This is a genomic window from Variovorax sp. GW821-FHT10D07 (genome assembly GCF_059415325.1).
In genome coordinates, this window is the sequence record NZ_JBWKMZ010000001.1 from 123,149 (window position 1) to 146,289 (window position 23,141).

General features: G+C 71.1%; 11 protein-coding genes. 9 read left to right on the forward strand and 2 right to left on the reverse strand.

The window, feature by feature from the left end; all coding sequences use genetic code 11:
* The first annotated feature begins 149 nt into the window (after window positions 1-149).
* Both AC07PU_RS00560 and AC07PU_RS00565 read left to right on the forward strand, forming a co-directional pair.
* On the forward strand, window positions 150-13,121 hold the full coding sequence (locus AC07PU_RS00560) for a filamentous hemagglutinin family protein (protein WP_495314322.1): 12,972 nt from the start codon (window positions 150-152) through the stop codon (window positions 13,119-13,121).
* 116 nt (window positions 13,122-13,237) lie between these two features.
* Window positions 13,238-13,861, forward strand: a complete 624-nt coding sequence (locus tag AC07PU_RS00565; RefSeq protein ID WP_495314324.1) for an RNA polymerase sigma factor — start codon at window positions 13,238-13,240, stop codon at window positions 13,859-13,861.
* A gap of 9 nt (window positions 13,862-13,870) precedes the next feature.
* Here AC07PU_RS00565 and AC07PU_RS00570 read toward each other — a convergent pair whose 3' ends face one another.
* Window positions 13,871-14,497: a flavin reductase family protein gene (locus tag AC07PU_RS00570; RefSeq protein ID WP_495314326.1), complete on the reverse strand. Its 627-nt coding sequence runs from the start codon at window positions 14,495-14,497 to the stop codon at window positions 13,871-13,873.
* A 245-nt stretch (window positions 14,498-14,742) separates the two neighbouring features.
* Here AC07PU_RS00570 and AC07PU_RS00575 point away from each other — a divergent pair, with 245 nt between their 5' ends.
* The 7 genes from AC07PU_RS00575 (at window position 14,743) to hmpA (ending at window position 21,532) form a co-directional block, all read left to right on the forward strand.
* On the forward strand, window positions 14,743-15,879 hold the full coding sequence (locus tag AC07PU_RS00575; RefSeq protein ID WP_495314329.1) for an ABC transporter substrate-binding protein: 1,137 nt from the start codon (window positions 14,743-14,745) through the stop codon (window positions 15,877-15,879).
* 11 nt (window positions 15,880-15,890) lie between these two features.
* Window positions 15,891-16,802 (forward strand): ABC transporter permease, encoded by a 912-nt coding sequence (locus AC07PU_RS00580; protein ID WP_495314332.1) that lies wholly within the window; start codon window positions 15,891-15,893, stop codon window positions 16,800-16,802.
* A complete protein-coding gene (locus AC07PU_RS00585; RefSeq protein ID WP_495314334.1) occupies window positions 16,799-17,629 on the forward strand; it encodes an ABC transporter permease in 831 nt (276 codons plus the stop codon). Before AC07PU_RS00580 ends, AC07PU_RS00585 begins: the two co-directional genes overlap by 4 nt.
* 7 nt (window positions 17,630-17,636) lie before the next feature.
* Window positions 17,637-18,737, forward strand: a complete 1,101-nt coding sequence (locus AC07PU_RS00590; RefSeq protein WP_495314336.1) for an ABC transporter ATP-binding protein — start codon at window positions 17,637-17,639, stop codon at window positions 18,735-18,737.
* 27 nt (window positions 18,738-18,764) lie between these two features.
* Complete coding sequence (locus tag AC07PU_RS00595; protein ID WP_495314338.1) at window positions 18,765-19,271, forward strand: nucleoside deaminase; 507 nt, start codon at window positions 18,765-18,767, stop codon at window positions 19,269-19,271.
* Window positions 19,272-19,343: 72 nt separating this feature from the next.
* Window positions 19,344-20,159, forward strand: a complete 816-nt coding sequence (locus AC07PU_RS00600; protein ID WP_495314340.1) for a GntR family transcriptional regulator — start codon at window positions 19,344-19,346, stop codon at window positions 20,157-20,159.
* Between the two features lie 185 nt (window positions 20,160-20,344).
* Complete coding sequence (hmpA, locus tag AC07PU_RS00605) at window positions 20,345-21,532, forward strand: NO-inducible flavohemoprotein (RefSeq protein ID WP_495314342.1); 1,188 nt, start codon at window positions 20,345-20,347, stop codon at window positions 21,530-21,532.
* 12 nt (window positions 21,533-21,544) lie between these two features.
* Here the strand turns inward: hmpA and norR are convergent, their stop codons facing one another.
* The gene (norR, locus tag AC07PU_RS00610; RefSeq protein ID WP_495314344.1) at window positions 21,545-23,113 is read right to left on the reverse strand and encodes a nitric oxide reductase transcriptional regulator NorR; all 1,569 of its coding nucleotides are present in this window, start codon (window positions 23,111-23,113) and stop codon (window positions 21,545-21,547) included.
* Between the last annotated feature and the right edge of the window lie 28 nt (window positions 23,114-23,141).

Genomic DNA, 23,141 nt, shown 5'->3' on the forward strand with positions numbered 1-23,141 from the left:
CCGGCCGTGGCAACGACTCAACCAGCGGGCGGGAACATCACATGAGCACAGGCGGACGCAACGGCGCGGCCAGGCAGGCGACACAGGCGAAGCATCATCCACGGGCGAGGCACGATCTGCGGAGGGCGCCGATCGCGCGGGCCATCGCGATGGCGCTGGCGGCCGGCGGCCTGCTCGGCACGGCGCATGCGCAGCGCGCGTTCAGCGCGGGCTGGATGGCGCAGAAGAACATGGCGCAGAACACCGCTATCGCCACGGGCCGGCTGCCCAACGGCATGCCGGCGTCGAGCCTGACGAGCACGCAGGCGCAACAGCAGCAGGCCAATGCGCAACTGCAGCGTTCCATCGGCAACCTCAACCTGGCGGCGCAGGCCATCGCGGCGCAGCAGGGCGCGCAGGCCGCGGCACGGCAGGCCGCCGCGAACGATCCGACGTCCGTTCCCGACGGACTGGCCGACGGCGGCCTCAAGGTCGACACCGATTCGCTGACCGCCGGCTGGCTCAACGCCAACGCGCCGGTGCAGACCGTGTCGAACGGCCGCACCAACGTCGCGATCCGGCAGACCGCCGACCGCGCGATCCTGAACTGGGAGACTTTCAACGTCGGCAAGCAGACGACGGTGGAGTTCCAGCAGCAGTCGGCCTGGAGCGTGCTGAACAAGGTCAACGATCCGCAGGCGCGGCCCTCGCAGATCCAGGGGCAGATCAAGGCCGACGGCACGGTGATGATCGCCAACCGCAACGGCATCGTGTTCTCGGGCTCGAGCCAGGTCGACGTGCGCAACCTGGTGGCGGCGGCGGCCAGGATCACCGACAACCAGTTCACGAGCGGCGGCCTGTACGGCGCCAGCGTGGCGACCCCCACCTTCACCGACGCGCTCGGCAAGGTCGAGGTGCAGGCCGGCGCGAAGATCACGACCACCGAGCCGCGCTCGGTCACCGACGGCGGCGGCTACGTGATGCTGCTGGGCACCGAGGTCTCCAACGCCGGCGAGATCGCCACGCGCAAGGGCCAGGCACTGCTGGCCGCGGGCGACAGCTTCCTGATCCGCAAGGGCGTGGGCACCGACGGCAACACCTTCTCCACCACGCGCGGCAGCGAGGTCGCGCCGCAGTTCGTCGCCGACAGCACCGCGGGCAAGGTCGTCAACAGCGGCCTGCTGCTGGCGCGCGAGGGCGACATCACGCTCACGGGCCGCGACCTGCGGCAGAACGGCGTGGCCGTGGCCACCACCACGGTCAACACGCGCGGCACGGTCCACCTGCTGACCTCGGCCAACGACGCCAAGGGCACCGTGCGCATGGGCGAAGGCGCGGTCACGGCCATCGTGACCGAGGACGACGGCAAGACCACCGCGCTCGACTCCCAGCGCGATGCGCTGATCAAGGACTCGGCGGCACTCGACCAGCTGCGCGCCCTGGCGGCCGCCACCTCCGGCAGGAACTTCGACAACCTGTCCACGCTGACCGACCGGCGCGACCTGTCGCGCATCGAGATCGTCGGCGGCAGTGCGGTCGACTTCGAGGGCGGCTCGCTGACCCTGGCCACCGGCGGCCAGCTCGCCGTGTCGGCCGGCAACGCGGCGGCCGGCACGCGGGAGGATGTCGCCACCACCACGCCGGCCACCTTCGGCGCGATCCGCGTGCGCTCGGGCGCGCAGCTCGACGTGTCGGGCAGCGTGGGCGTGCGGGTGGCGATGGAGAGCAACGACGTCAAGGTCAACGTGCAGGGCAACGAGCTGCGCGACGCACCGCTGAACCGCGACGCGGGCAAGCTGTTCAACCGCGACCTGTGGGTCGACCGCCGGCGCCTCGTGCGCGTGCCCGCGGCCGCGGGCGTGTACGACAGCGACCGCTGGTACACGGCCGGCGGGCTGCTCGAGGTCAGCGGCTACCTGGGCAACCAGGGCCACGGCATCGGCGAGTGGACGGCGCAGGGCGGCATCGTCAACCTGGCCGGCGACAGCACCGTCACCGCGGCGGGCTCGAGCATCAACCTGTCGGGCGGCACGCTCGACGTGCAGACCGGCTCCATCCACAACACCTGGCTCAAGGGCAGCGACGGGCGCCTCTACACGGCGAACAACGCGCCGGCGGACCTGGTCTACAGCGGCGTGTATGTCGGCTACGAGGACAAGCACGCGCGCTGGGGCGTGACCGACTCCTTCTACAACCCGCTGATCGCGCCGCAGCGGCAGATGGAGAACGGCTACACCGTGGGCCGCGACGCGGGCTCGCTGGTCATCGCCTCGGCCAACGCGCTGCTCGACGGCGACATCGAGGCGCGGGTCTACAACGGGCCGCGCCAGACCGACGCGCGACCGCTGACGGTGAGCGATGCCTACAAGCTGAGCCAGACGCAGGCGGCGCTGCCGGCGCGGCTGGTGATCCAGAGTTACGACCCGACGCTCAAGACCGACGGGTCGAGTCCGCGCCTGCAGAGCATCTCCGACGTGCGCATCGACAACGAGCGCCCCTCGGACGAGCAGCTGCCGAGCGCGATCGCCAAGACGGGCAACCTCGTGTGGATGAACCGCGACCGCCTCAACGACGCGGGGCTCGGCGGCCTGAAGACGGTGGCCTTCGGCGACCTGACGATCGGCGGCGACCTCGCGCTGGCGCCGGGCGGCGCGATGGACTTCACCACCTCGGGCAACGTCACGCTCGACGGCAGCCTGAGCGCGCGCGGCGGCTCCGTGAGCCTGGTGGGCGGCACCGGCCTGTTCGGCGACCTCCACGGCCTGACGGTCCAGCGCGGTGTCGTGATCGACACGCGCGGCCTGTGGACCAACGCGGCGCTCAACCCCGCGAGCGCCTGGGGCGCGGCCTTCCGCAACGGCGGCACGGTGACGCTGGTCACCAATGGCGCGCTGCAGCTCGAGTCGGGTTCGCGCATCGACGCCTCGGCCGGTGCGGCGTTGCTGTCGAACGGCAGCGTGCTCGGCGGCGCGGGCGGCGACGTCAGCCTGAGCGCGGGCGGCCTGGTGATCGATGGCGGCGGCACCATCGCCTCCTACGGCTTCACCCGCGGCGGCAAGCTCAGCATCGTCACGCCGGCGGCGATCTCCATCGGCGGCACGCTGCTGGCGACCCGCGGCCTGCTGGCGCCCGGCGAGGCGGCGCCCTTCGATCTCACGGTCGGCGCGGACTTCGTGCTGCCGGCCGGCACCACGCTGCCCTTCGAGCTGAAGGTGTCCTCGGGCGACTTCATCCGGCTGGGCGCGGTGGTGCCGCCCGACGCCATCGTGAACATCCCCTTCAACAAGCCGGTCACCGTTGGCCCCAACGGCTGGACCACGCCGATCGACGGCGTGTTCGCAAGGGATCCGGTGACGGGCGTGCAGGCGGCCTATGCGGCCGGCAGCCTCGTCCCGGCCGGCTACCTCGTGGTGACGATCCAGAATTCCTTCCCGGCCGGCTACGTCATGCCGGCCGATGCCTTCACGGCACCGCTGCCGATCTACCGACGCACCACCACCTATGCCGCCGGCACCGTGCTGGCGATGGACCTCAACGTCATCGCCGGCACCGCCTTGCAGCGCGGTGCCGTGCTGCCGGTGGCGGCGTCGGTCATGCCGGTGTTCGAGGTCACCGATGCCCAGGCCTTCTTCCAGCAGGGCTTCTCGGCCTACAACCTGAGCGGCGCGGCCGGGGCGGTCGTGAAGCCGGGCACCAAGGTCGACGTGGCGATGCCGATCTACCGCCTCACCGGCGCCAGCCTCGGCAGCGGCGCGCCGCAGCAGTCGCTGGCCGGCGATGCGCTGGCCGAGGCCGCGCAGCTCTACCTCCCGCCGCTGTTCACCGAGAACGCGCTCAAGGGCACGCTCAAGCAGCGCGCCGGCGCCGACCTGTCGCTGACCGGCGGCATTCCCAATCCGGTCGCGGGCGCGGTGGCGAATCCGCTGGTCAGCGGCGGCATCGTGATCGGCGAGGGGGCGGTGGTCAGCGTCGATCCGGGCCGGCGCATCGACCTCACCAGCAAGGGCCAGATCACCGTCGACGGCAGCTTCGTAGCGCCGGGCGGCGCGATCTCCATCGTCAACACGCGCAACCTGGACGACGTGGCCGCGGCCTGGCGCATCGCCCATCCCAACGAATGGAACTACGAGGACAACGATCCCGCCGACGCGATGTCGGTGTGGATCGGCGAACACGCGGTGCTCGATGTCGCGGGCCGCGCCTACACCGCGCTCGACGCGCAGGGCCGGCCCTACGGCACCGTGCTCGACGGCGGTGCCATCGTGCTCGGCAGCCTGGGCGGCAAGAACCCGCTCGCGAGCGGCGTCATGTCCAGCAGTTCCTACGTGGTCGTGCGCCCGGGCGCGCGCATCGATGCCTCGGGCGCGAGCGCAGTGCTCGACGTCGCGGCCGGCAGCGTCGGTGCCGCCGGTCCCGCGCGCGCGCCGCGGACCGTGGCCAGCGACGGCGGATCGATCACGATCAGTTCCTACCAGAGCTTCTTCCTCGACGGCGAGCTGCGCGCCGCGGCCGGCGGCGCGGGCGCCAGCGGCGGCAGCCTGTCGCTGGTGCTCGAGTCGCCGGTCTACGGCGGCCCCTTCGGCATCGATCCGCTGACCCGGCCGGGCCGCGTGATCATGGTGGCGCAGGACGACCGGCCCGGCAGCCTCGCGGCCGACCTGGCGCCCGGCGCGCTCGACGACGGCTTCGTCGTCGGCACGGCGCGCGTGAGCGCCGCGCAGGTCGCGCGCGGCGGCTTCGACAGCCTGTCGCTGTGGGCGCGCTCCGGCCTCTTCTTCGACGGCGATGTCGACCTGCGCCTGGGCCGCAGCCTCGCGCTGCAGCAGGGCCTGATCTACCAGACCACGGCCGGCGCCAACGTGCGGCTCGCCGCGCCCTACCTGCTGTTCGACGGCGGCATCCAGATGGTGGGGCGTTCGCCGTCCTCGCAGGTGCCATTGGTGGGCGGCGCCAAGCTGCCCGACCACGAGACCGGCGGCAGCTTCACGGCCGAGTCCGACCTGATCGACCTGCGCAACGCGGTACGCATGGAGTTCGACCGCACGCTGCTGCAAAGCAGCGGCGACCTGCGCTTCCTCGCCGGCACCGCCTCGGCGCCCGAGGCGCAGCTCAACGATTCGTCGGGGCGCACGACCGAACTGCGCGCCTGGGGCGATCTCGAGCTGGCCGCCGCGCAGGTCTATCCGGTCAGCGGCGCGGTGGCCGTGGCGCGCGCCGGCGCGGGCAAGGCGCCCGATGCCACGACCTCGTCCGTGCTGTCGATCCGCTCGACGGGCGAGGTGCCCGCGCAGCCCTATTCGGTGCTGGGCAGCCTCACGCTGAACGCCGACCTCATCCGCCAGGGCGGCGTCGTGCGCGCGCCCTTCGGTTCGCTCACGCTGAACGCCACGCGCGAGGTCGAGCTGCTCGACGGCAGCGTCACCTCGGTCGGCACCAGCGGCCTCGCGATGCCCTTCGGCGGCACGGTGGACGGCGTCAACTACACCGTCAACGGCGTGGACGTCCTCAAGGCGGTCCTGGGCTCGGGCCAGTTCGGCGGGGTCTTCACCAAGGACGAGCTCGGCATCAACGGCCAGGTCGGCCTCCGGATCAACGCGGCCTCGCTGGTCGGCGATGCCGGCTCGCTGCTGGACCTGTCGGGCGGCGGACAGCTGCTGGGCGCGGCCTTCGTCACCGGCCGCGGCGGCTCGGTCGACACGCTGCTCAGTCCGCTCAAGGCGGGCGGCAAGGTCTACGCCATCGTGCCCGGCGCGAAGACGGCGCCGGTGCCCGGCGGCTACAACGCGGCCTGGACCGGCGCTGCGCCCGGCATCGGCCAGCAGATCACCCTTCCCGACGGCGTGCCCGGCCTGGCCGCCGGCACCTACACGCTGATGCCGGCCAACTACGCGCTGCTGCCCGGTGCCTTCCGCGTCGAGCTCGGCGGTGCGGTGCAGGAGTTCGCGGGCGCGCTGCCGCTGCGCAACGGCTCCTACGCGCTGACCGGCGTGCAGGGCATCGCCAACACCGCCATCCGTGATTCGCTCGGCACCATGGTCACGGTCACGCCGGGCGCCACGCTGCGCACCTACTCGAGCTACAACGAGCAGGGCTACGACCAGTTCCAGTTCGCGCGCGCGAACACCTTCGGCACCCTGCGTCCGCAACTGGAGATGGACGGCAAGCAGCTGATCTTCAATGCCCGCGTCGCGCCCGACAACGCCAATGCCAGCGCGCTGGTGTTCAACGGCCGCGCCGACTTCTCGGCCGCCAGGGGCGGCTATCCGGGCGCCTTCTCGCTGCTCGGCGGCGTCTACACCGATCCCGCCGCCACCAACCTCGTCATCACCGCCGACGGCAGCGCCACGCGCAACGACGCCACCACGATCGCCGTGGCCGCGTCGGAGATCGGCAAGCTGCAGGCGCCCAATCTCTACATCGGCGGCATGCCGAACGTCACCACGCCGAACATCGCCCTGCAGGGCGTGATCGGCAACGAAGGCCTGATGGCGAAGAACCTGGTGCTCGAGCGCGGCGTGACGCTGACCGGCGGACAGGTGGTGCTCGGCGCCGCCAGCAAGATCACGCTCGAGGAGGGCGCCAGCATCAGCACGCTCGGCCAGGGCACGAGCTGGCTCGATTCGCGCAGCGGCCTGCTGTTCGGCCCCAAGGCCTCGCCCTTCGGCAGCACGGCCATCCTGCTGGTGTCCAACGGCACCTTCACGCTCGATGCGCCCTCGGGCCTGTACGGCAGCAACATCGAGCTGAAGGACGGCGTGGCGCTGTACTCCGAAGGCACGGTGGGCTTCTATTCCGACCTCGGCGTGTCGCTGGTCGGCACGCCGAAGATCGGCACGCGCAACCTGTCGCTCGCCGTGCCCTCGTTCAACATCGGCACCGCGGCCGCGCTGGCGGCGGTGGCGCAATTGCCGGCGGGCATGAGCCTGGACCAGGGCATCCTCGACACGCTGTTCGCCGGCAATCGCGCCGCGGGCGTGCCCGCGATCGAGAACCTGGTGCTGAGCGCGGGCAAGTCGATCAACTTCTTCGGCACGGTCGACCTCGACACCATCGACCCGGCCACCGGCAAGTCGCACCTGAAGCAGCTGGTGTTCAACAGCCCGGCGATCTACGGCTATGGCGCGGCCGGCGACACGGTGCGTCTGAGCACCGACACGCTGGTGTGGAACGACACCTTCACGAAGGTCATCAACGACAACGCCAGCCGGCCGCTGTACGGCAGCGCCGCGCCCGGTGCCGTGATGGCGGGCGGCCCGGGCAGCGGCCGCTTCGAGGTCAATGCGAACAGCATCGTGTTCGGCTATCCGACGCCGGCGCAGCCCGACAGCTCGGAGCGCTTCGACCGGCTGATGCTGGGCTTCTCGGACGTGGCGCTGAACGCCAGCGAGCGCATCGTCGGCAATGCCAACGGCACGGTCTCGATCTACCAGAACGGCGCCGATCCGAGCACCGCCTTCGATCCCGCCACCTATGCCGGCACCGGCGCCACGGTGCGGCTGAACACGCCGCTGTTCACGGCCGAGTCCGGCGCGGTGCTCGGGCTGTACGCGGGCGGCGCGCTCTCCGTGACCGCGCCCGACGGCGCCACCGCCAGCACCGACAAGGTCGGCGGCCAGATCGACCTGCACGCGGGTCGCATCGACATCGCCTCGGCGATCGTGCTGCCCACCGGCAAGCTGACGTTGACGGCCGAGGGCGACATCACGCTGGCCGCGGGCTCGCGGCTCGACGTGTCGGGCCGCAGCCTCGCCTTCTTCGACCAGGTGCGCAACACCTGGGGCGGCGACATCGTCATCGAGAGCCGGCACGGCAACGTGCTGCAGGCGCAGGGCTCGACGATCGACGTGTCGGCCGCGCACGAGGACGCGGGCACGCTGCGCGTCTCGGCGCTGAACGACGGCGCCGATGCCAGGCCCGATGCCGGCGCCGTTCGGCTGAACGGCACGTTGCGCGGCAGCGGCGCGCAGGGCCATGCGGGCGGCGGCATCGACCTGCGCGCGCAGCGCATCGGCGACAGCGCCGCCACGCTCACGAGCGACTTCGCGGCCCTGAACACCCGGCTCACCGACGCCGGCTTCCTCGGCAGCCGCGGCTTCGCGTTCAAGCAGGGCAACCTGGAGATCGGCGACGAGCTCAAGGCGCGCGACGTCACGGTCTCGGTCGATGGCGGCAGCCTCACGGTGAAGGGCCGCATCGACGCCTCCGGCGAGCGCCCCGGCAGCATCCGGCTGGCCGCGCGCAACGACCTGCGCCTCGCGGGCGGCGCGGTGCTCGATGCGCATGGCACGGTGCTGCAGGTGGACAGCTACGGCCAGCCCATCGAGGCCCTGAACCGTGGCGCGATCGAGCTGACATCGGCCCAGGGCTGGCTGCGGCTGGACGACGGCACCACGCTGGACGTGTCGGCGCCGGGCGTGAACTTCGGGCGCGTGGTGCTCAATGCGCGGCGCGCCACCGAGACGGGCGGCGACATCCTGGTCGATGGCTCGGGCCAGGTGAACGTGCGCGGCGCGGCCAGCATCGCGGTGAACGGCTTCTGGACCTACGCGCCCACCGATGCCGCGGGCACCATCGTGCGCGACACCGGCGCCGACAACGTGCCGGCCGGCGCCGTCGGCCTGAACCAGATCGACGCGAAGAGCCAGGTCTTCTACGCCAACGCGCTCGCCAACGGCGCGCTGCAGGGCCGCCTGGCGGGCCTGAAGGCCTATGGCGATGCCTACCACCTGCGCCCGGGCGTGGAGATCGTCAGCAGCGAGGCCTCGGGCGGCAAGCTGACGATCGCCAGCGACATCGACCTCGCGGACTACCGCTACGGCCACGGCGAGCCGATGGCACTGACGGTGCGCGCCGCGGGCGACCTCGACATCAAGGGCAGCATCACCGACGGCTTCGGCAAGCCCAAGGGCTCGCCCGACGACTTCACGGTGCTCCTGCTCGCGGGCGCCAAGCTGAACGCCGACTACGTGCTGCCGGAGAACGCGACGCTGGCCGTCGGCACCACGCTCGGCGTGGGCGTGACCCTGCCCTTCAACATCGAGCTGCACGACGGCGAGGTGCTGCGCGCGGGCGAGGCCACGCCGCGCCAGATCGTGCTGCATCCCGCCTACGACCCGAACGTGGGCGCGAACGTCTACTACTTCGGCGGCGCGAACTCCTGGGGCGAGATGCTGGAGCCGGTCCAGGTGGTCTCGGGACGCGTGGACGACTGGAACTGGAACGGCACCAGCTTCGGCCCGGGCAGCTACATCGCCTACGGCCTGGGCGACGGCGCGGTCATCTACCCCGGCACGGTGTTCCGTTCGGCCACGGCCGGCTATGCCGACGTGGTGCTGGCACCGCCGCCCCAGGTGGCGGCGGGCAAGTCGCTGCCGCAGGCGGTGACGCTGGCCGCGGGCTACACGCTGTCGGCGGCGCTGACCGCGACCGGCACCATCGCCACGCCGACCCGCACCTGGACCGCGGGCATGACCATTCCCGCCGGCACCGTGCTGCCGAGCGGCACGACGCTGGGCACCGGCGCCTCGCTGCCCTTCGACTTCGACATCGCCGCCACCACCTGGCAGGCGGGCAATCCCCTGGTGCTCGTCGGCGGCTACACCCTGACCGCGTCGATGGACCTGCCGGCCGGCACCGTGCTGCCCACGGGCACGGTGGTGTCGACCACGGCGGACGTGCTGTCGATGCGCTCGCGGCCGCTGTGGGCGCTGGCACCGATGCTCGCGGCCGGCAGCCCGTCGGCCTCGATCCGCCTGGTCGGCGGCGCCGACCTCGCCGCCGCCGACACGCGCGCGTTGCGACCGGCCAGTGCGCTGCGCGGCGCCGGCAACATCACGCTGGACGACTCGCGCCTCAGCGGCCTGACGCAGAAGCCGATCTTCAGCGTGATCCGCACCGGCACCGGCGACCTCGACATCCTGGCCGGCGGCGACTTCAGCCAGGCCACGCCCTTCGGCGTCTACACCGCCGGCACCCAGAGCGAGCTGCCCGAGGGCAACGCGGCCTTCGAACTGCCGCGCGCCAAGCTCACCGGCGTGGCCGCCTACGACGCAGCGCTGAACGATCGCAGCACCTGGTTCCCCGACCACGGCGGCGACCTCTACATCGCCGCGCAGGGCAACCTGACCGACTGGGGACCGTTGAGGGACGACAAGACCACCTCCATCGCCAGCTGGCTGTGGACGCAGGGCGGCGACGGCATGGGACAGCAGCCGGCCTGGTCGATCAACTTCGGCACCTACGTGCAGACCGGCACGCGCTACAACCCCGCCACGGGCCGCAGCGACGCGCTGATCGGCGTCTCGGGCTTCGACGGTTTCGGCGCGCTGGGCGGCGGCAACGTCACGCTGCGCGTGGACGGCCATGCCGGCGTGCTCGAGGCCTACGACCCGAACGCCCTCGATGTCGGCACCCGGCCCGCGGGCGGCCTCACGGTGGCGGTCGGCGCCACCGGCCGCGTGACCTCGGTGACGACCCGCGACGGCGTCGTGACCGGAGGCACGCTGGTGCAGACCGGCGGCGGCGACCTGCGGCTGAAGATCGGCGGAGCGCTCAATCCGGCGCCGGCCGCGGACCGCCGGGCCCTCGCCGACGAGATGAACGGCACCTTCGCCGACCTGCGCGGCGACATCGCCATCGACGCGGGGTCGATCGGCAGCCTCCAGCTCGCCTACGGCGTCAAGGGCTCACAGGATCCGCGCGGCGTGGACCTCTACACCGCCAGCCTCGCGGGCAGTGCCGGCGGTCCGGCCATCGTGCCCGGCGACGGCACGGCGAGCTTCCGCACCCGCGGCGACCTGGTGCTGGGTGGCTACGGCGATGCCACCATGCTCGATCCGGGCACCGTCGGGAACTACCAGTTCAACTACACCGTGCTGGGCGCGCTGGCCTCGGACCCGACCAAGGTCGGCGTGGGTCGCAGCTGGTTCTCGCTGTGGACGCCGCGCACGGCCGTCTCTCTGTTCGCCGCCGGCGGCAACCTGGCGCCGTTCTGGGGCCAGGGCACCAGTGTCAACGAACAAGGCTATGGCGGCGTCTACGGCATCGCCCTGATGCCCGCGCAGTTCAGGGCCGTGGCCGGCAGCGGCAGCATCTACTACGGATCGCAGCAGAGCAATGCGCCCACCACCTACGAGTTGACGCCATCGGCCGGCGGCCAGCTCGAGCTGCTGGCGGCGGATTCGATCTATGCCAGCGGCGCGGGCGAGGCCACGGCGCTGGTCGGCATGTCGGGCGCCCGGGCCGGCGTCGACGCGCTGCCCAATCCGTTCAAGCCCGCCTGGCTGCTGGTCGCACCGAACTTCACGTCCAACATCGTCACGCTGACCATCGACGGGATCAACGGCTACGGCACCAACACGCTGGTGCGCATCGCGCCGCCGCCCTTCGTCGGCGGACCGACGACCTACTCGCCCACGCTGGGGTACTTCGCCTTCCAGCCCGCGGACACGCCGGCCGGCGTGCTGCATGGCGGCGACACCGAGCCGATCCGGCTGTATGCCGTCGACGGCGACATCGTCGGCGCGACGCTGGGCGCCAGCCAGCCGGCCAGCACCTTCGGCGCGCCCCGGCCCGCCACCTACCTCGCGGCCAAGGCCGCGCAGGTGCGCGCGGGGCGCGACATCGTGGGCTTCGGTCTCGGGAATGCCAACGACCCGCTGGGCGCGCCGAGCGTGATCATGAATGCCAACGACACCGACGTCTCGTCGATCGAGGCCGGGCGCGACATCTTCTATGCCAATGCCCGCATCGCCGGTCCCGGCACGCTCGAGGTCGCGGCCGGGCGCAACATCTACCAGGGCGACAAGGGCACGATCGTGAGCATCGGCCAGGTGGTGCCGGGCGACAACCGCGCGGGCGCGGACGTCGTGCTGCAGGCCGGCACCGGTGCCGGCGGCCCGGCCTACGCGGGCCTGATGAAGTACCTGGATCCCGCCAACCTGCTGCCCGAAGGCACCGCGCTCGCGGGCTCGGGCAAGGTGGTCAAGACCTACGAGCAGGAACTGGCCGAGTGGCTGAAGAAGACCCACGGCTTCGGCGGCAGCCCCGCCGAGGCGCTGGCCTACTTCGGCACGCTGGCACCCGAGCAGCAGCACATCTTCCTGCGCACGGTGTACTTCGCGGAGCTGCGCGCGGGCGGACGCGAATACAACGACGAGGCCAGCAAGCGCTACGGCTCCTACCTGCGCGGGCGCGATGCGATCGCCGCGCTGTTCCCGAAGCTCGATGCCGAGGGCAACGCCATCGAGCGCGACGGCGACATCACCCTGTTCGGCGGCTCGGGCGTGCGCACGCTGTTCGGCGGCAGCATCGAGCTGCTGGCGCCCGGCGGGCAGGTGGTGGTGGGCGTGCAGGGCCAGGTGCCGCCCTCGACCGCGGGCATCGTCACCCAGGGCGCGGGCGACATCGGGATCTTCAGTCAGGGCAGCATCCTGCTGGGCCTGTCGCGCATCATGACCACCTTCGGCGGCGGCATCCTCGCGTGGTCGGAAGAGGGCGACATCAACGCCGGGCGCGGCTCGAAGACCACGCTGGTCTACACGCCGCCCAAGCGCGAGTACGACCCGCTGGGCAACGTGAAGCTGTCGCCGAACGTGCCGAGCACGGGCGCGGGCATCGCGACGCTCGATCCGATCCCGGAAGTGCCGCCGGGCGACGTCGACCTGATCGCGCCCCTGGGCACCATCGACGCGGGCGAGGCGGGCATCCGCGTCTCGGGCAACGTGAACCTTGCGGCCTTGCAGGTGGTGAACGCCGCCAACATCCAGGTCAAGGGCGAGTCGAAGGGCCTGCCGGTGGTGGCCTCGGTCAACGTGGGCGCGCTCACCAATGCGAGCGCGGCGGCTTCTCAAGCCGCGATGGCCGCGCAGGACACGGTGCAGCGCGAACGCGCCACCGCGCGCCAGGCGCTGCCCTCGGTGTTCACGGTGCGCGTGCTGGGCTTCGGCAACGAGCCGGCGGGCGCGAGCCCGGGCGAGGAGAAGAAGCCGACGCCGCAGACCGGCTCGCTCTCTTCCTCGGCCCCGACGGGGCCCGACGCGCGGATTCCGGTCCAGGTGCTCGGCCATGGCGGCGGCTTCGATGCCGCGGTGCTGTCGATGCTGAGCAACGAAGAGCGGCGTCTGTTGCGGCAAGGCCGCTAGGCCTTCTTCCACGCCTGCCTGCGTCCTCCGCTCCCGCTTGCCGCGGGGCGGAGGGCGGCCTCCTGCGCGCGGCAGCGGCGGAGTTTGCAACCCCTGAATGCGGAGATCGAACGGCCATGGACCTGAGCGTTATGCAGTATCTGGACGTCGCCGGGCCCGCTGACGCGGACGCGTCGCACCCCGGCGGCATCGACGACGGCCTCGCGCTGCGCGAGGTGCTGGTCATGCACTACGAGAGCCTGAAGCGCCGCCTGGTGCGCAAGCTCGGCTGCCCCGACTTGGCGAGCGACTGCCTGCACGACGCCTGGCTGCGCCTGGGCGAGTTCACGGCCCCGGTGCCCACGCGCAGTCCGCAAGCCTATGTCTACCGCGTCGCCTGCAACGTGGCCATCGACGGGCTGCGCCGCAACCGGTTCTGGCAGCCGGCGGGCGAGGAGGCGGTGGCACCGGAGGCGATGGCCGATCCCGCGCCGGGGCCCGATGTCATCGTGGAGAAGCGTTCCGAGATGCGCGCGATGGACCGCGCGCTGCAGCGCCTGCCGGGCCGGCATCGCGCCGTGCTGGTGGCGCTGCGCATCGAGGAGCGCACGCGCGAGGAAGTGGCCGATTGGCTGCAGATGTCGCTGCGCAGCGTGGACACGACCCTGCGCCAGGCGCTCGACCACTGCGCCGAGGTGTCGGGCCAGACGGTGTGCGTGGGCGTCAGCGGCCCGCGCCGGCACTTGGCGCGCCGGTGCTGAGATGAGACGCTAGAGCTGGTCGATGGCGCCGGCTGCCGAAGCCGCGGCGCCGAGCGCGAAGCGCTGCTGTGTGCCCACGTAGAAGCTCGCGCCGAAGCGCCCCACGGGCCGGTAGTCCTGCAGCTGCACGCGCCAGCGTTCCGCGTCCACGAGCCCGTCGCGCACCGCGAGCCATTTCACGCGGCCGAAGAACACGTAGCGGCTCTCGGTTTCCATCGTCTCGTGCAGCACGCATTCGAAGGCCACGGGCGCCTCGGCGATGCGCGGCGGCGCGACGCTGTTCGACGGGATCGCATGCAATCCGGCATGCGCGAGTTCGCTGCTGCCGCGCGGCAGTGAATCGCCACAGGCATGCATCTGCTCGGCCATCGCCTCGTCGGTCAGGTGCACGACAAACTCGCCGGTGCGCAGGATGTTGGCGGCCGTGTCCTTGATGCGGCCGTCGTGCAGGCGGTTGATGCTCACGAACACCAGCGGCGGGTCTTCACCCACCATGTTGAACATGCTGAAGGGCGCGGCATTGACCGTGCCTTCGGGCTCGAGCGTGGTGATCAGCGCGATCGGCCGCGGCACGATGAGGCTCGCCATCAGCTTGTAGCGGGCGTAGGGGTCAAGGGTCTGGAAGTCGATTTCCATGGAGGTTGGGCGTCGGTTATTTAAGAAATCGCATGCAATTTGTTTTTAATTCTGCATGCGAATGGTGCGTTCATGTGCGCTAGAGGCTTCATTGTTGTGCAGTGTATGGCTCGGTGGATGCGGGAGGATCGGTCGATTTCATTGGGGAATTCAGGAATTCTCGCGGCCGGTGGCCCTTGGCATGAAGGATGCATGCGGCAAAGATCGTATGCAATCCGTGTTCCACCCTTTCTGAAGGAGTCGTCATGTCCGCTGCCCCGCTTCCGCCCCCGCGCGATCTCAGCCGTCGCACCTTCCTGCAAGCCGGCCTTGCCGCCGGCGCCGCGGCCGCCGGCGCGGCCTGGACCCCGGCCGATGCGGCGTCGCCCCAGGTGCTGAACTATCTCTCCTGGCCCGGCAATGCCGATCCCTACCTGATCGAGGCTTTCGAGAAGGCCCATGGCGTGAAGGTGCGCATCAAGGAATACGTGGGCGGCGACCAGATGATGGCCGTCATCAACCAGTCGCCGCCCGGCAGCTTCGACGTCGTGCTCGCGGACGCCGAGTACATGCACCTGCTGCACGAGGCCGACTTCATCGAGGCGCTCGATCCCGCCGACTATCCGCTCAAGGACTACTGGCCCGAGTTCCAGAAATTCCCGCTGCACTGGTTCGACGGCAAGCTCTACGGCGTCATGACGGACTTCGGCTACCTGGGCCTGTCGTACAACACCAAGGCCTTCACGCCCAGGGAGGTGGCCTCCTATGCGGCGCTGTGGAGCGAGAAGGCCAAGGGCAAGGTCGGCCTGTTCGACTGGTACCTGCCGTCGATGGGCTCGATCAGCCTGGCCAACGGCAACCGCCCGCCCTTCGACATCGACAAGGCGCGCTTCGAGGCCGTGAAGAAGAAGCTCTTCAGCCTCAAGCCGCAGGCCTCGGGCTTCTACACCATCGCCGACATCTTCTCGTCGATGACCAATGGCCGCGCCCAGCTCGTGCCCGGCATCGGCGAATGGATCACGCTCGGGCTGCGCCAGAACGGCGTGCCGGTCGACACCATCATCCCGGAGGAGGGCGGGCTGCAGTGGACCGAGTCGCTGTCGATCGTCAAGGGCACGCCCAAGCGCGACCTCGCGCGCAAGTTCATCCAGTACACGACCTCGCCCGAAGGCCAGGTGCGCATGGCCACCAAGGCCGACAACAAGAAGAGCATTCCCTCGATGGCCGGCTGGAAGCTGCTCAACGAGACCAAGCCGAAGGAGGCCGAGATCCTGCGCATGACGCTCAAGGGGCCGAACGTGATGGACGAGTACAAGGCCAAGAAGATCCAGTTCCGCCAGCTGCCCTCGAAGCAGTCGATCGAGGACTGGAACGACGCGTGGAGCCAGTTCAAGAGCCTCTGAGCGCGCGCACCATGAACGCCTCCTCCACGCCATCGATGGCGATCGCTCCCGTGCCCGCCAGAGGCCGTGCGAGCGCGCGCCGCGGTCCCTCGCCCAGGACGGTGCCGGTGCTGCTCGGCCTGCCCGTGCTGCTGTGGCAGCTCGTCTTCTTCGCGGCGCCGCTGCTGTTCCTCGTGGTCGTCACCTTCTGGCAGGTGCGCTCCTTCAAGCTGCAGCCGGCGCTGTCGCTCGACAACTGGACGCGCATCCTCGGCGCATCGAGCTTCCACCAGGCCGCGTTGCACAGTCTCGCGGTCTCGGCCACGGCCACGATGCTCGCGCTGGCGATCGCATTCCCGGCTGCCTACACGATCGCGTTCCGGCTGCCCGCGCGCTGGCGCGATGCCGCGATCGCGGCGCTGCTGGTGCCGGTGTTCTCGAGCTACATCCTGCGCATCTATGCATGGCAGATCGTGCTGAGCCCCGAGGGGCTCGCGAACACGCTGCTGGGCGCGTTCGGCGTGCCTGCGCTGCCCTTGCTGGGTGGCGCGCTGTCGCTGCAGATCGGCCTGCTGACGCTGAGCCTGCCGGTTGCGGTGCTGATCCTGGTGTTCGCGCTCGGCGGCGTGGATGCCTCGCTGGTCGAGGCCGCCGAAAACCTCGGCTGCAGGCGGCTGCGCGTGGTGGGTCACGTGCTGCTGCCGGCCATCCGCCCGGCGCTGGTGCTCGCGGGCTCGACCACCTTCCTGCTGGCCTTCGGTGACTACGTGAGCCCGGTGTTCATGACGGGCAGCAATCCGCCGACCCTGTCGATCCTGATCGTCGACACCGTCAAGTCGGGGTCGCAATGGCCGAGGGCTTCGGTGATCGGCGTCTGCATGCTGGCGCTGCTCGGCCTCGTGCTGGGGCTGGCCCGGCGCCTGGGCGCGAGGAGTGCGGCATGACCGGCATCGACCACGCGCGCGCCAGGAAGATCTCGCGCGCCGCCCAGTACGCCTGGCTGGCCCTGCTGTTCGCCTTCATCGCGGCGCCGATGCTGGTCATCGTCGTGTTCTCGTTCGACGCGAACCGCTATCCCACGATCCCGTGGGGCGGCTTCAGCCTGCAGTGGCAGCGCGCGATCCTCGACGACGAGATGGTGCGCGACGCCTTCGTCAACACGCTGGTGGTCGCGCTGGGCACCGCGGTGCTCTCGACCGTGCTCGGCTTCGCGGCCGCCTACCTCGACCACCGCTATCGCTACCGCGGCAAGGCGGCCTTCGCGATGCTGGTGGCCATTCCGCCGGCCGTGCCGGCCACCATCCTCGGCATGGCGATGCTGGCCTTCCTGTCGCGCATCGGCCTGTTCGGCCGGCTCGAGGCCATCGTCGCCTGCCACGTGGCGATCGCGACCTCGTTCTCGATGGCGATCATCCGCCTGCGCCTCGGCGAACTGGGGCCCGACATGGAGCAGGCGGCCTGGAACATGGGTGCGTCGCCGGCCACGGGGCTGGTGCGCGTCGTGATCCCGTTCTGCCGGTCGTCGCTGATCGCTTCCTTCTTCCTCGCGGCGGCGGTCTCGTTCGACGAATTCATGATCGCCTGGTTCGTCGGCGGCGTGCACGAGACCTTGCCGGTGCGCATCCTCAACCTGCTGCAGGGCCAGGTGAGTCCGAAGATCAACGCCATCGGCACCGTGGTGCTGGCGGTCAGCGTGGCGCTGGTGCTGCTCGCGCAGCGCTTCATGGGCGTGCGGGCCGGACGACCGGCCGCACGCATCGCAACCGAGTGAGACCAAGATGAACAACGACACTTATGTTTCGCTGCGCGCGCTCGACAAGCGCTTCGCGGGCCACCACGCCGTGCGCGGCATCGACCTCGACATCGCGGCCGGCGAGTTCGTCGCCATCATGGGGCCCTCGGGCTGCGGCAAGTCCACCACCTTGCGGCTGCTGGCCGGGCTGGACCAGCCCACGTCCGGCGACATCCTGATCGGCGGGCGCAGCATGCGCGACGTGCCGGCCTACCAGCGCGACACGCCGATGGTGTGGCAGAGCCTGGCGCTGTTCCCCTTTCTCACGGTGGCCCAGAACGTGGAGTTTCCGCTGCGCATGAAGGGACTGGGCGCCGAGGCGCGGCGCCAGCGCGCGCTCGACTGGCTCGGTCGCATGGGGCTCGCCGGCATGGGCGACCGGCAGATCGCGCAGCTCTCGGGCGGCCAGCGTCAGCGCGTGGCCATCGCGCGGGCGCTGGTCACCGAGCCCTCGATCCTGCTGCTCGACGAACCGCTGAGCGCCCTCGACGCGCACCTGCGCGTGCGCATGCAGACCGAGCTCGCGCGGCTGCACCGCGAGCTGCGCATCACCTTCGTCTACGTGACGCATGCGCAGTCGGAGGCCTTCGCGCTGGCCGACCGGATCGTGATCATGAACGAGGGTCGCATCCAGCAGGTGGGCGCGCCGCAGGACGTCTACCGCGCGCCGGTGAACCCCTTCGTGGCCGACTTCATCGGCACCAACAACCTGCTGACCGGCACGGTGGGCGCGCTCGACGCCGAAGGTTGGGCGCGCGTCGATGGCGCGCTCGGCAGCTTCGCGGTGCCGGCGCGGCGCGCGCTGGACCGGGGCGCCGACGTGAGCTTCGTGGTGGCGGCCGACCGCGTGTCGCTCAGGCCCTCGGAAGCCGAGGCGCCTGCGGGGGCTTCGCGCCTCGAGGGCGCCGTGCTGGGCCTGGAGTTCGTCGGCTCCACGCAGACGGTCTTCATCGAACTGCCGGGCGGGCACGAGTTCCGGGTCCAGAAGCAGCAGCACGAGATCGAGTCGCTCGAGCTCGCGCCGGGCCGGCGCGTGGGCCTGCATTGGGACCCCAGACATGCGTGGCTGTTGCCGCGCAACGCCTGACGACCTATCAACCTTGGAGCAGCACACATGTACGAAGAGAGATTCATGCGCCAGGCGCTGGCCTTGTCCGCGCAGGCACTCGCCAAACCCGGCACCGAGCCTTTCGGTGCGGTGATCGTGAAGGACGGCCAGGTGGTCGGCGAAGGCTTCAACCACTCGGTCGCGCACTTCGACCCGACCTCGCATGGCGAGGTCGAGGCCATCCGCGATGCCTGCCGGCGGCTGCGGCGCGTCGACCTGTCGGACTGCGAGCTGTATTCGTCGTGCGAGCCATGCGCGATGTGCGTGGCCGCGATGCGCGTGGCGGGCATCCGCCGGTTGTTTCATGCCGCCACGCTCGTGCAATCGGGCGCGGCCTTCGAGGGCCTGCCCGTGGCGGCACGCCATCCCATCGACGTGGACGAGCTGCGCCGCGTGGCCGGTGCCACGCTCGCCGAAGGCCTGACGCCCGCCGAGCAGCACCTGCCGTGGGATGCGATCGAGATCCTCGAGGCCTGGGCGGCCCCGCGCAAGCTGCCGCCACCCTCCCGTTGAGCGGGGCACCGGCACGGCCGCGGGCGCAATAATCGCGCTTCCCGATCCTTTCGCCACGCGACACCGAGCCCCGTGCCACCCTCCAGACGCCCGCCGAGCAACGCCACCGCCCCCGACGACAAGCTCGGCCGTACGCGGACCGAGACCGTGCACGAGGCCCTGCGGCTGGCCATCATCGAGCAGAGCCTCCAGCCCGGCGCGCGCCTGCCCGAGGACGCGATCGGCGAGAGCTTCGGCGCCAGCCGCACCATCGCGCGCGAGGCGCTGGGCCGGCTCGCGGTGGAAGGCCTGGTCGAGCTCAAGCCCAACCGCGGCGCCTTCGTGGCCAACCCGAGCCTCGAGGAGGGCCGCGAGATCTTCCAGGTGCGCAACGGGCTCGAGCGCACGGTGGTGCAGACGCTGTCGGGCAAGCTCTCGGCGGCGCACGAGTCCACGCTGCGCTCGCACGTCGTCAAGGAGCAGCAGGCCTCGGGGCGCGACGCCGTGCGTTCGATGCGCCTGGCCGGCGAGTTCCATCTGCAGCTCGCCGCGATGACGGGCAACCAGCTGCTCGAGCGCTATGTGCGCGAGGTGGTCTCGCGTTGCTCGCTGATCCTCGCGACCTATGGCCGGCCGCATTCCAGCGAATGCGCCGTGACCGAGCATGCGGAGATCGTCGATGCCCTGGCCAAGGGCGATTTCGCAACGGCCGCCGACGTGATGCAGCGGCACCTCGAAGCGGTGGCCGACCGCGCGCTGCCGCCGATTCGCGCGGGCGTGGACATCCGGGACGTGCTGGCGCGCTATGCGTCGGCGTCGGCGGGCACCGGCCTGGAAGCCGAGGCCGCGGCGGTTCCGGCGCCCCAGACGAAGGGCGGCGGGCGCGGGCGGCCGCGGAAGAAGGGATAGCGCTGCGGCACGGGCATCGAGCAGAAGATGCCCCCAGTCGATTGGACACGGGCAGTCGGATCGACTCGAAATATTGAGCGGTCGATTCGACATGAAAGCCGCTAACCCGTTGATTTGAAAGGCCCTTCCCCATGGCACACCGGTTGCGTTGAAAGCCCCATCTTTCAACACCACCCCGAGGTCCCATGCTCACCGCCACCCAGCGCGCCATCGTTTCGTCCACCGTGCCCCTGCTCGAACAGGGCGGCGAGGCGCTCACCACCCACTTCTACCGGATGCTGCTGGCCGAGCATCCCGAGGTGCGGCCCTTCTTCAACGAGACCCACCAGGCCAGGGGCGACCAGCCGCGCGCGCTGGCCAACGGCGTGCTGATGTACGCGAAGAACATCGACCGCCTCGAGGCCATGGGTCCGCTCGCGACGCAGATCGTCAACAAGCACGTGGCGCTGCAGGTGATGCCCGAGCACTACCCGATCGTCGGCGGCTGCCTGCTGCGCGCCATCCGCGACGTGCTCGGCGCCGAGGTCGCGACCGACGCGGTGATCGATGCCTGGGCCGCCGCCTATGGGCAGCTCGCCGACATCCTCATCGGCGCCGAGAAGCAGCTGTACGACGCGCAGGCCGCGGCGCCGGGCGGCTGGCGCGGCATGCGCGCGTTCAAGGTGGCGCGCAAGCAGGCCGAGAGCGCGGAGATCGTCTCGTTCCACCTGGCACCGGCCGATGGCGGGCCGTTGATGGACTTCGCGCCCGGCCAGTACATCGGCCTGTGCCTGCGGGTCGAGGGCAAGGACATCCGCCGCAACTATTCGCTGTCGGCCGCGCCGAACGGCCGCAGCTATCGAATCAGCGTGAAGCGCGAGCCCGGCGGCGTGGCCTCGAACCACCTGCACGATCAGGTGCACGAGGGCGACACGCTGCAGCTGCTGCCGCCTTCGGGCGAGTTCACGCTGGCCGAGAGCGCGCGGCCGCTGGTGCTGATCAGCGGCGGCGTGGGCATCACGCCCACGCTCGCGATGCTCGAGCAGGCACTGGCCACGCAGCGCGAGGTAGTGTTCATCCACTGCGCGCGCAATGGCGCGGTGCATGCGTTTCGCGAGCACATCGACGGCATGGCGGCGCGGCATCCGGGGTTGAGCCGCTTCTATTGCTACGACGAGAGCGACGCGAGCGATGCCGCGCGCCCGCATGCGGTCGGCCGGCTCGACCGCGAGAAGCTCGCGGCCTGGCTGCCCGCGCACACGCGCGATGTCGATGCCTATTTCCTCGGGCCCAAGCCCTTCATGCAGCAGGTGCGGCGCGAGTTGCGCGCATGGGGCGTGCCCGATGCGCAGTCGCGCTTCGAGTTCTTCGGGCCGGCTTCGGCGCTCGAGTGAATCGCGCCGCGGTCAGCGGCGCGCCACGCCCAGCCGCTTCGCGGTACGCGCGAGGTTGGCCGGGTCGACCTGCAAGGCGCGCGCCGCGGCGGCCCAACTGAAGCCGTGGCGCTTGAGCGCCTGCTCCACCACCGTTCGCTCGAACTGCGCCACGGCCTCGCGCAGGCCGGCCTGTGCGTTGACCGCGGCGCCGCCGGGGCTCGCGGCCGCGGGCTCGATCTTCGGCGGGGCAGCGGCCGGGCTGGCGAGCCCGAGGTCCTCGGCGCTCAGCGTGAGGATGCGCGGGCGCTGCGCATGCCGGCCCAGCGCCTTGAGCACGCTGCGGCCCAGCAGGTGTTCGAGCTCGCGCACGTTGCCGGGCCAGTCGTAGGCCAGCAGCGCGGCCTGCGCGCCCGCGTCGAGCCGCACGCCGCCCAGGCCCATGCGCACGCGCGCCTCCTCGAGAAAGAAGCCGCCGATCGGCAGCACGTCGCGCCCGCGCTCGCGCAGCGGCGGCACCTGCAGCGGGTAGACGCTGAGCCGGTGGTAGAAGTCCGCGCGCAAGCGGCCCGCGCGCACCTCCTCGGCCAGGTTGCGGTTGCTCGCGGCGATCACGCGCACGTCCACGCGGTGCTCGCGGTCGGAGCCCAGGCGCTGGATCTGGCCGTTCTGCAGCGCGCGCAGCAGCTTGGCCTGCACGGGCAACGGCAGCTCGGCCACCTCGTCGAGGAACAGCGTGCCGCCGTCGGCGAGCTCGAACTTGCCGCGGCGATCGGTCACCGCGCCCGTGAAGGCGCCGCGCACATGGCCGAAGAGCTCGCTCTCGACCAGGTTGTCGGGCAGGGCCGCGCAGTTGATGCTGACCAGCGGCCGCTTCGCGCGCGGCGAGGCCGCATGCAGCGCCTGCGCCACCAGTTCCTTGCCCACGCCGGTCTCGCCCTGGATCAGCACGCAGAGTTCGCTCGGGCCCGCGAGCGCGATCTCCCTGAGCAGCCGCTTGTGCGCGGCGCCATGGCCGATCAGCTGACGCGGCGCCTGGCCGCCCGCGCGCGCATAGCTGTCGGCGCGCAGCCGTTCGTCTTCCACGCGCGCGGCCAGGCCGTCCATGCGCGCGGCCACCACCACGGTGGCGGCCGCGAGGCTCGCGAAGGCCTGCAGCACATCGAGCTCGACGCGCGAGAAGCGGCCGATCTCGAGCGCATCGAGCGTGAGCAGCCCCCAGGGCCGGCCGTCGACGCGCAGCGCGCAGCCCATGCAGTCGTGCACCGGCAGATGGCCCTGCACGCCCTCGACCAGTCCATCGAAGGGATCGGGCAGGCCGCAGTTGGCCGCGAAGCGCACGGGGCCGGGTGCCTCGAGCAACTGGGCGAAGCGCGGATGCTCGCTCGCGCGAAAGCGCCGGCCCAGCGTGTCGCGGCCGAGGCCGTCGACGGCCAGCGGCACCAGCCAGTCGCCGTCGAGCCGCAGCATCGCGGTGGCGTCGCAGGGCAGCAGGGCGCGCAGGGCCTGGAGCAGGCGGCGATGGCGTTCGGCCTCGGGCAGGTCCTGGGCCAGGTCGGCCATCAGGGGCAGCAGGGCGGTGAGCAGGCTGGGAGGCGTCATGGAGCAGTGGCCATTGTCGCGGCGCGCC

Excerpts from the sequence above, each read along its gene's own strand:
- AC07PU_RS00560 (WP_495314322.1), top strand. The coding sequence starts at position 150 with ATGGCGCTGGCGGCCGGCGGCCTGCTCGGCACGGCGCATGCGCAGCGC.
- AC07PU_RS00565 (WP_495314324.1), top strand. The coding sequence starts at position 13,238 with ATGGACCTGAGCGTTATGCAGTATCTGGACGTCGCCGGGCCCGCTGAC.
- AC07PU_RS00570 (WP_495314326.1), bottom strand. The coding sequence starts at position 14,497 with ATGGAAATCGACTTCCAGACCCTTGACCCCTACGCCCGCTACAAGCTG.
- AC07PU_RS00575 (WP_495314329.1), top strand. The coding sequence starts at position 14,743 with ATGTCCGCTGCCCCGCTTCCGCCCCCGCGCGATCTCAGCCGTCGCACC.
- AC07PU_RS00580 (WP_495314332.1), top strand. The coding sequence starts at position 15,891 with ATGAACGCCTCCTCCACGCCATCGATGGCGATCGCTCCCGTGCCCGCC.
- AC07PU_RS00585 (WP_495314334.1), top strand. The coding sequence starts at position 16,799 with ATGACCGGCATCGACCACGCGCGCGCCAGGAAGATCTCGCGCGCCGCC.
- AC07PU_RS00590 (WP_495314336.1), top strand. The coding sequence starts at position 17,637 with ATGAACAACGACACTTATGTTTCGCTGCGCGCGCTCGACAAGCGCTTC.
- AC07PU_RS00595 (WP_495314338.1), top strand. The coding sequence starts at position 18,765 with ATGTACGAAGAGAGATTCATGCGCCAGGCGCTGGCCTTGTCCGCGCAG.
- hmpA (WP_495314342.1), top strand. The coding sequence starts at position 20,345 with ATGCTCACCGCCACCCAGCGCGCCATCGTTTCGTCCACCGTGCCCCTG.
- norR (WP_495314344.1), bottom strand. The coding sequence starts at position 23,113 with ATGACGCCTCCCAGCCTGCTCACCGCCCTGCTGCCCCTGATGGCCGAC.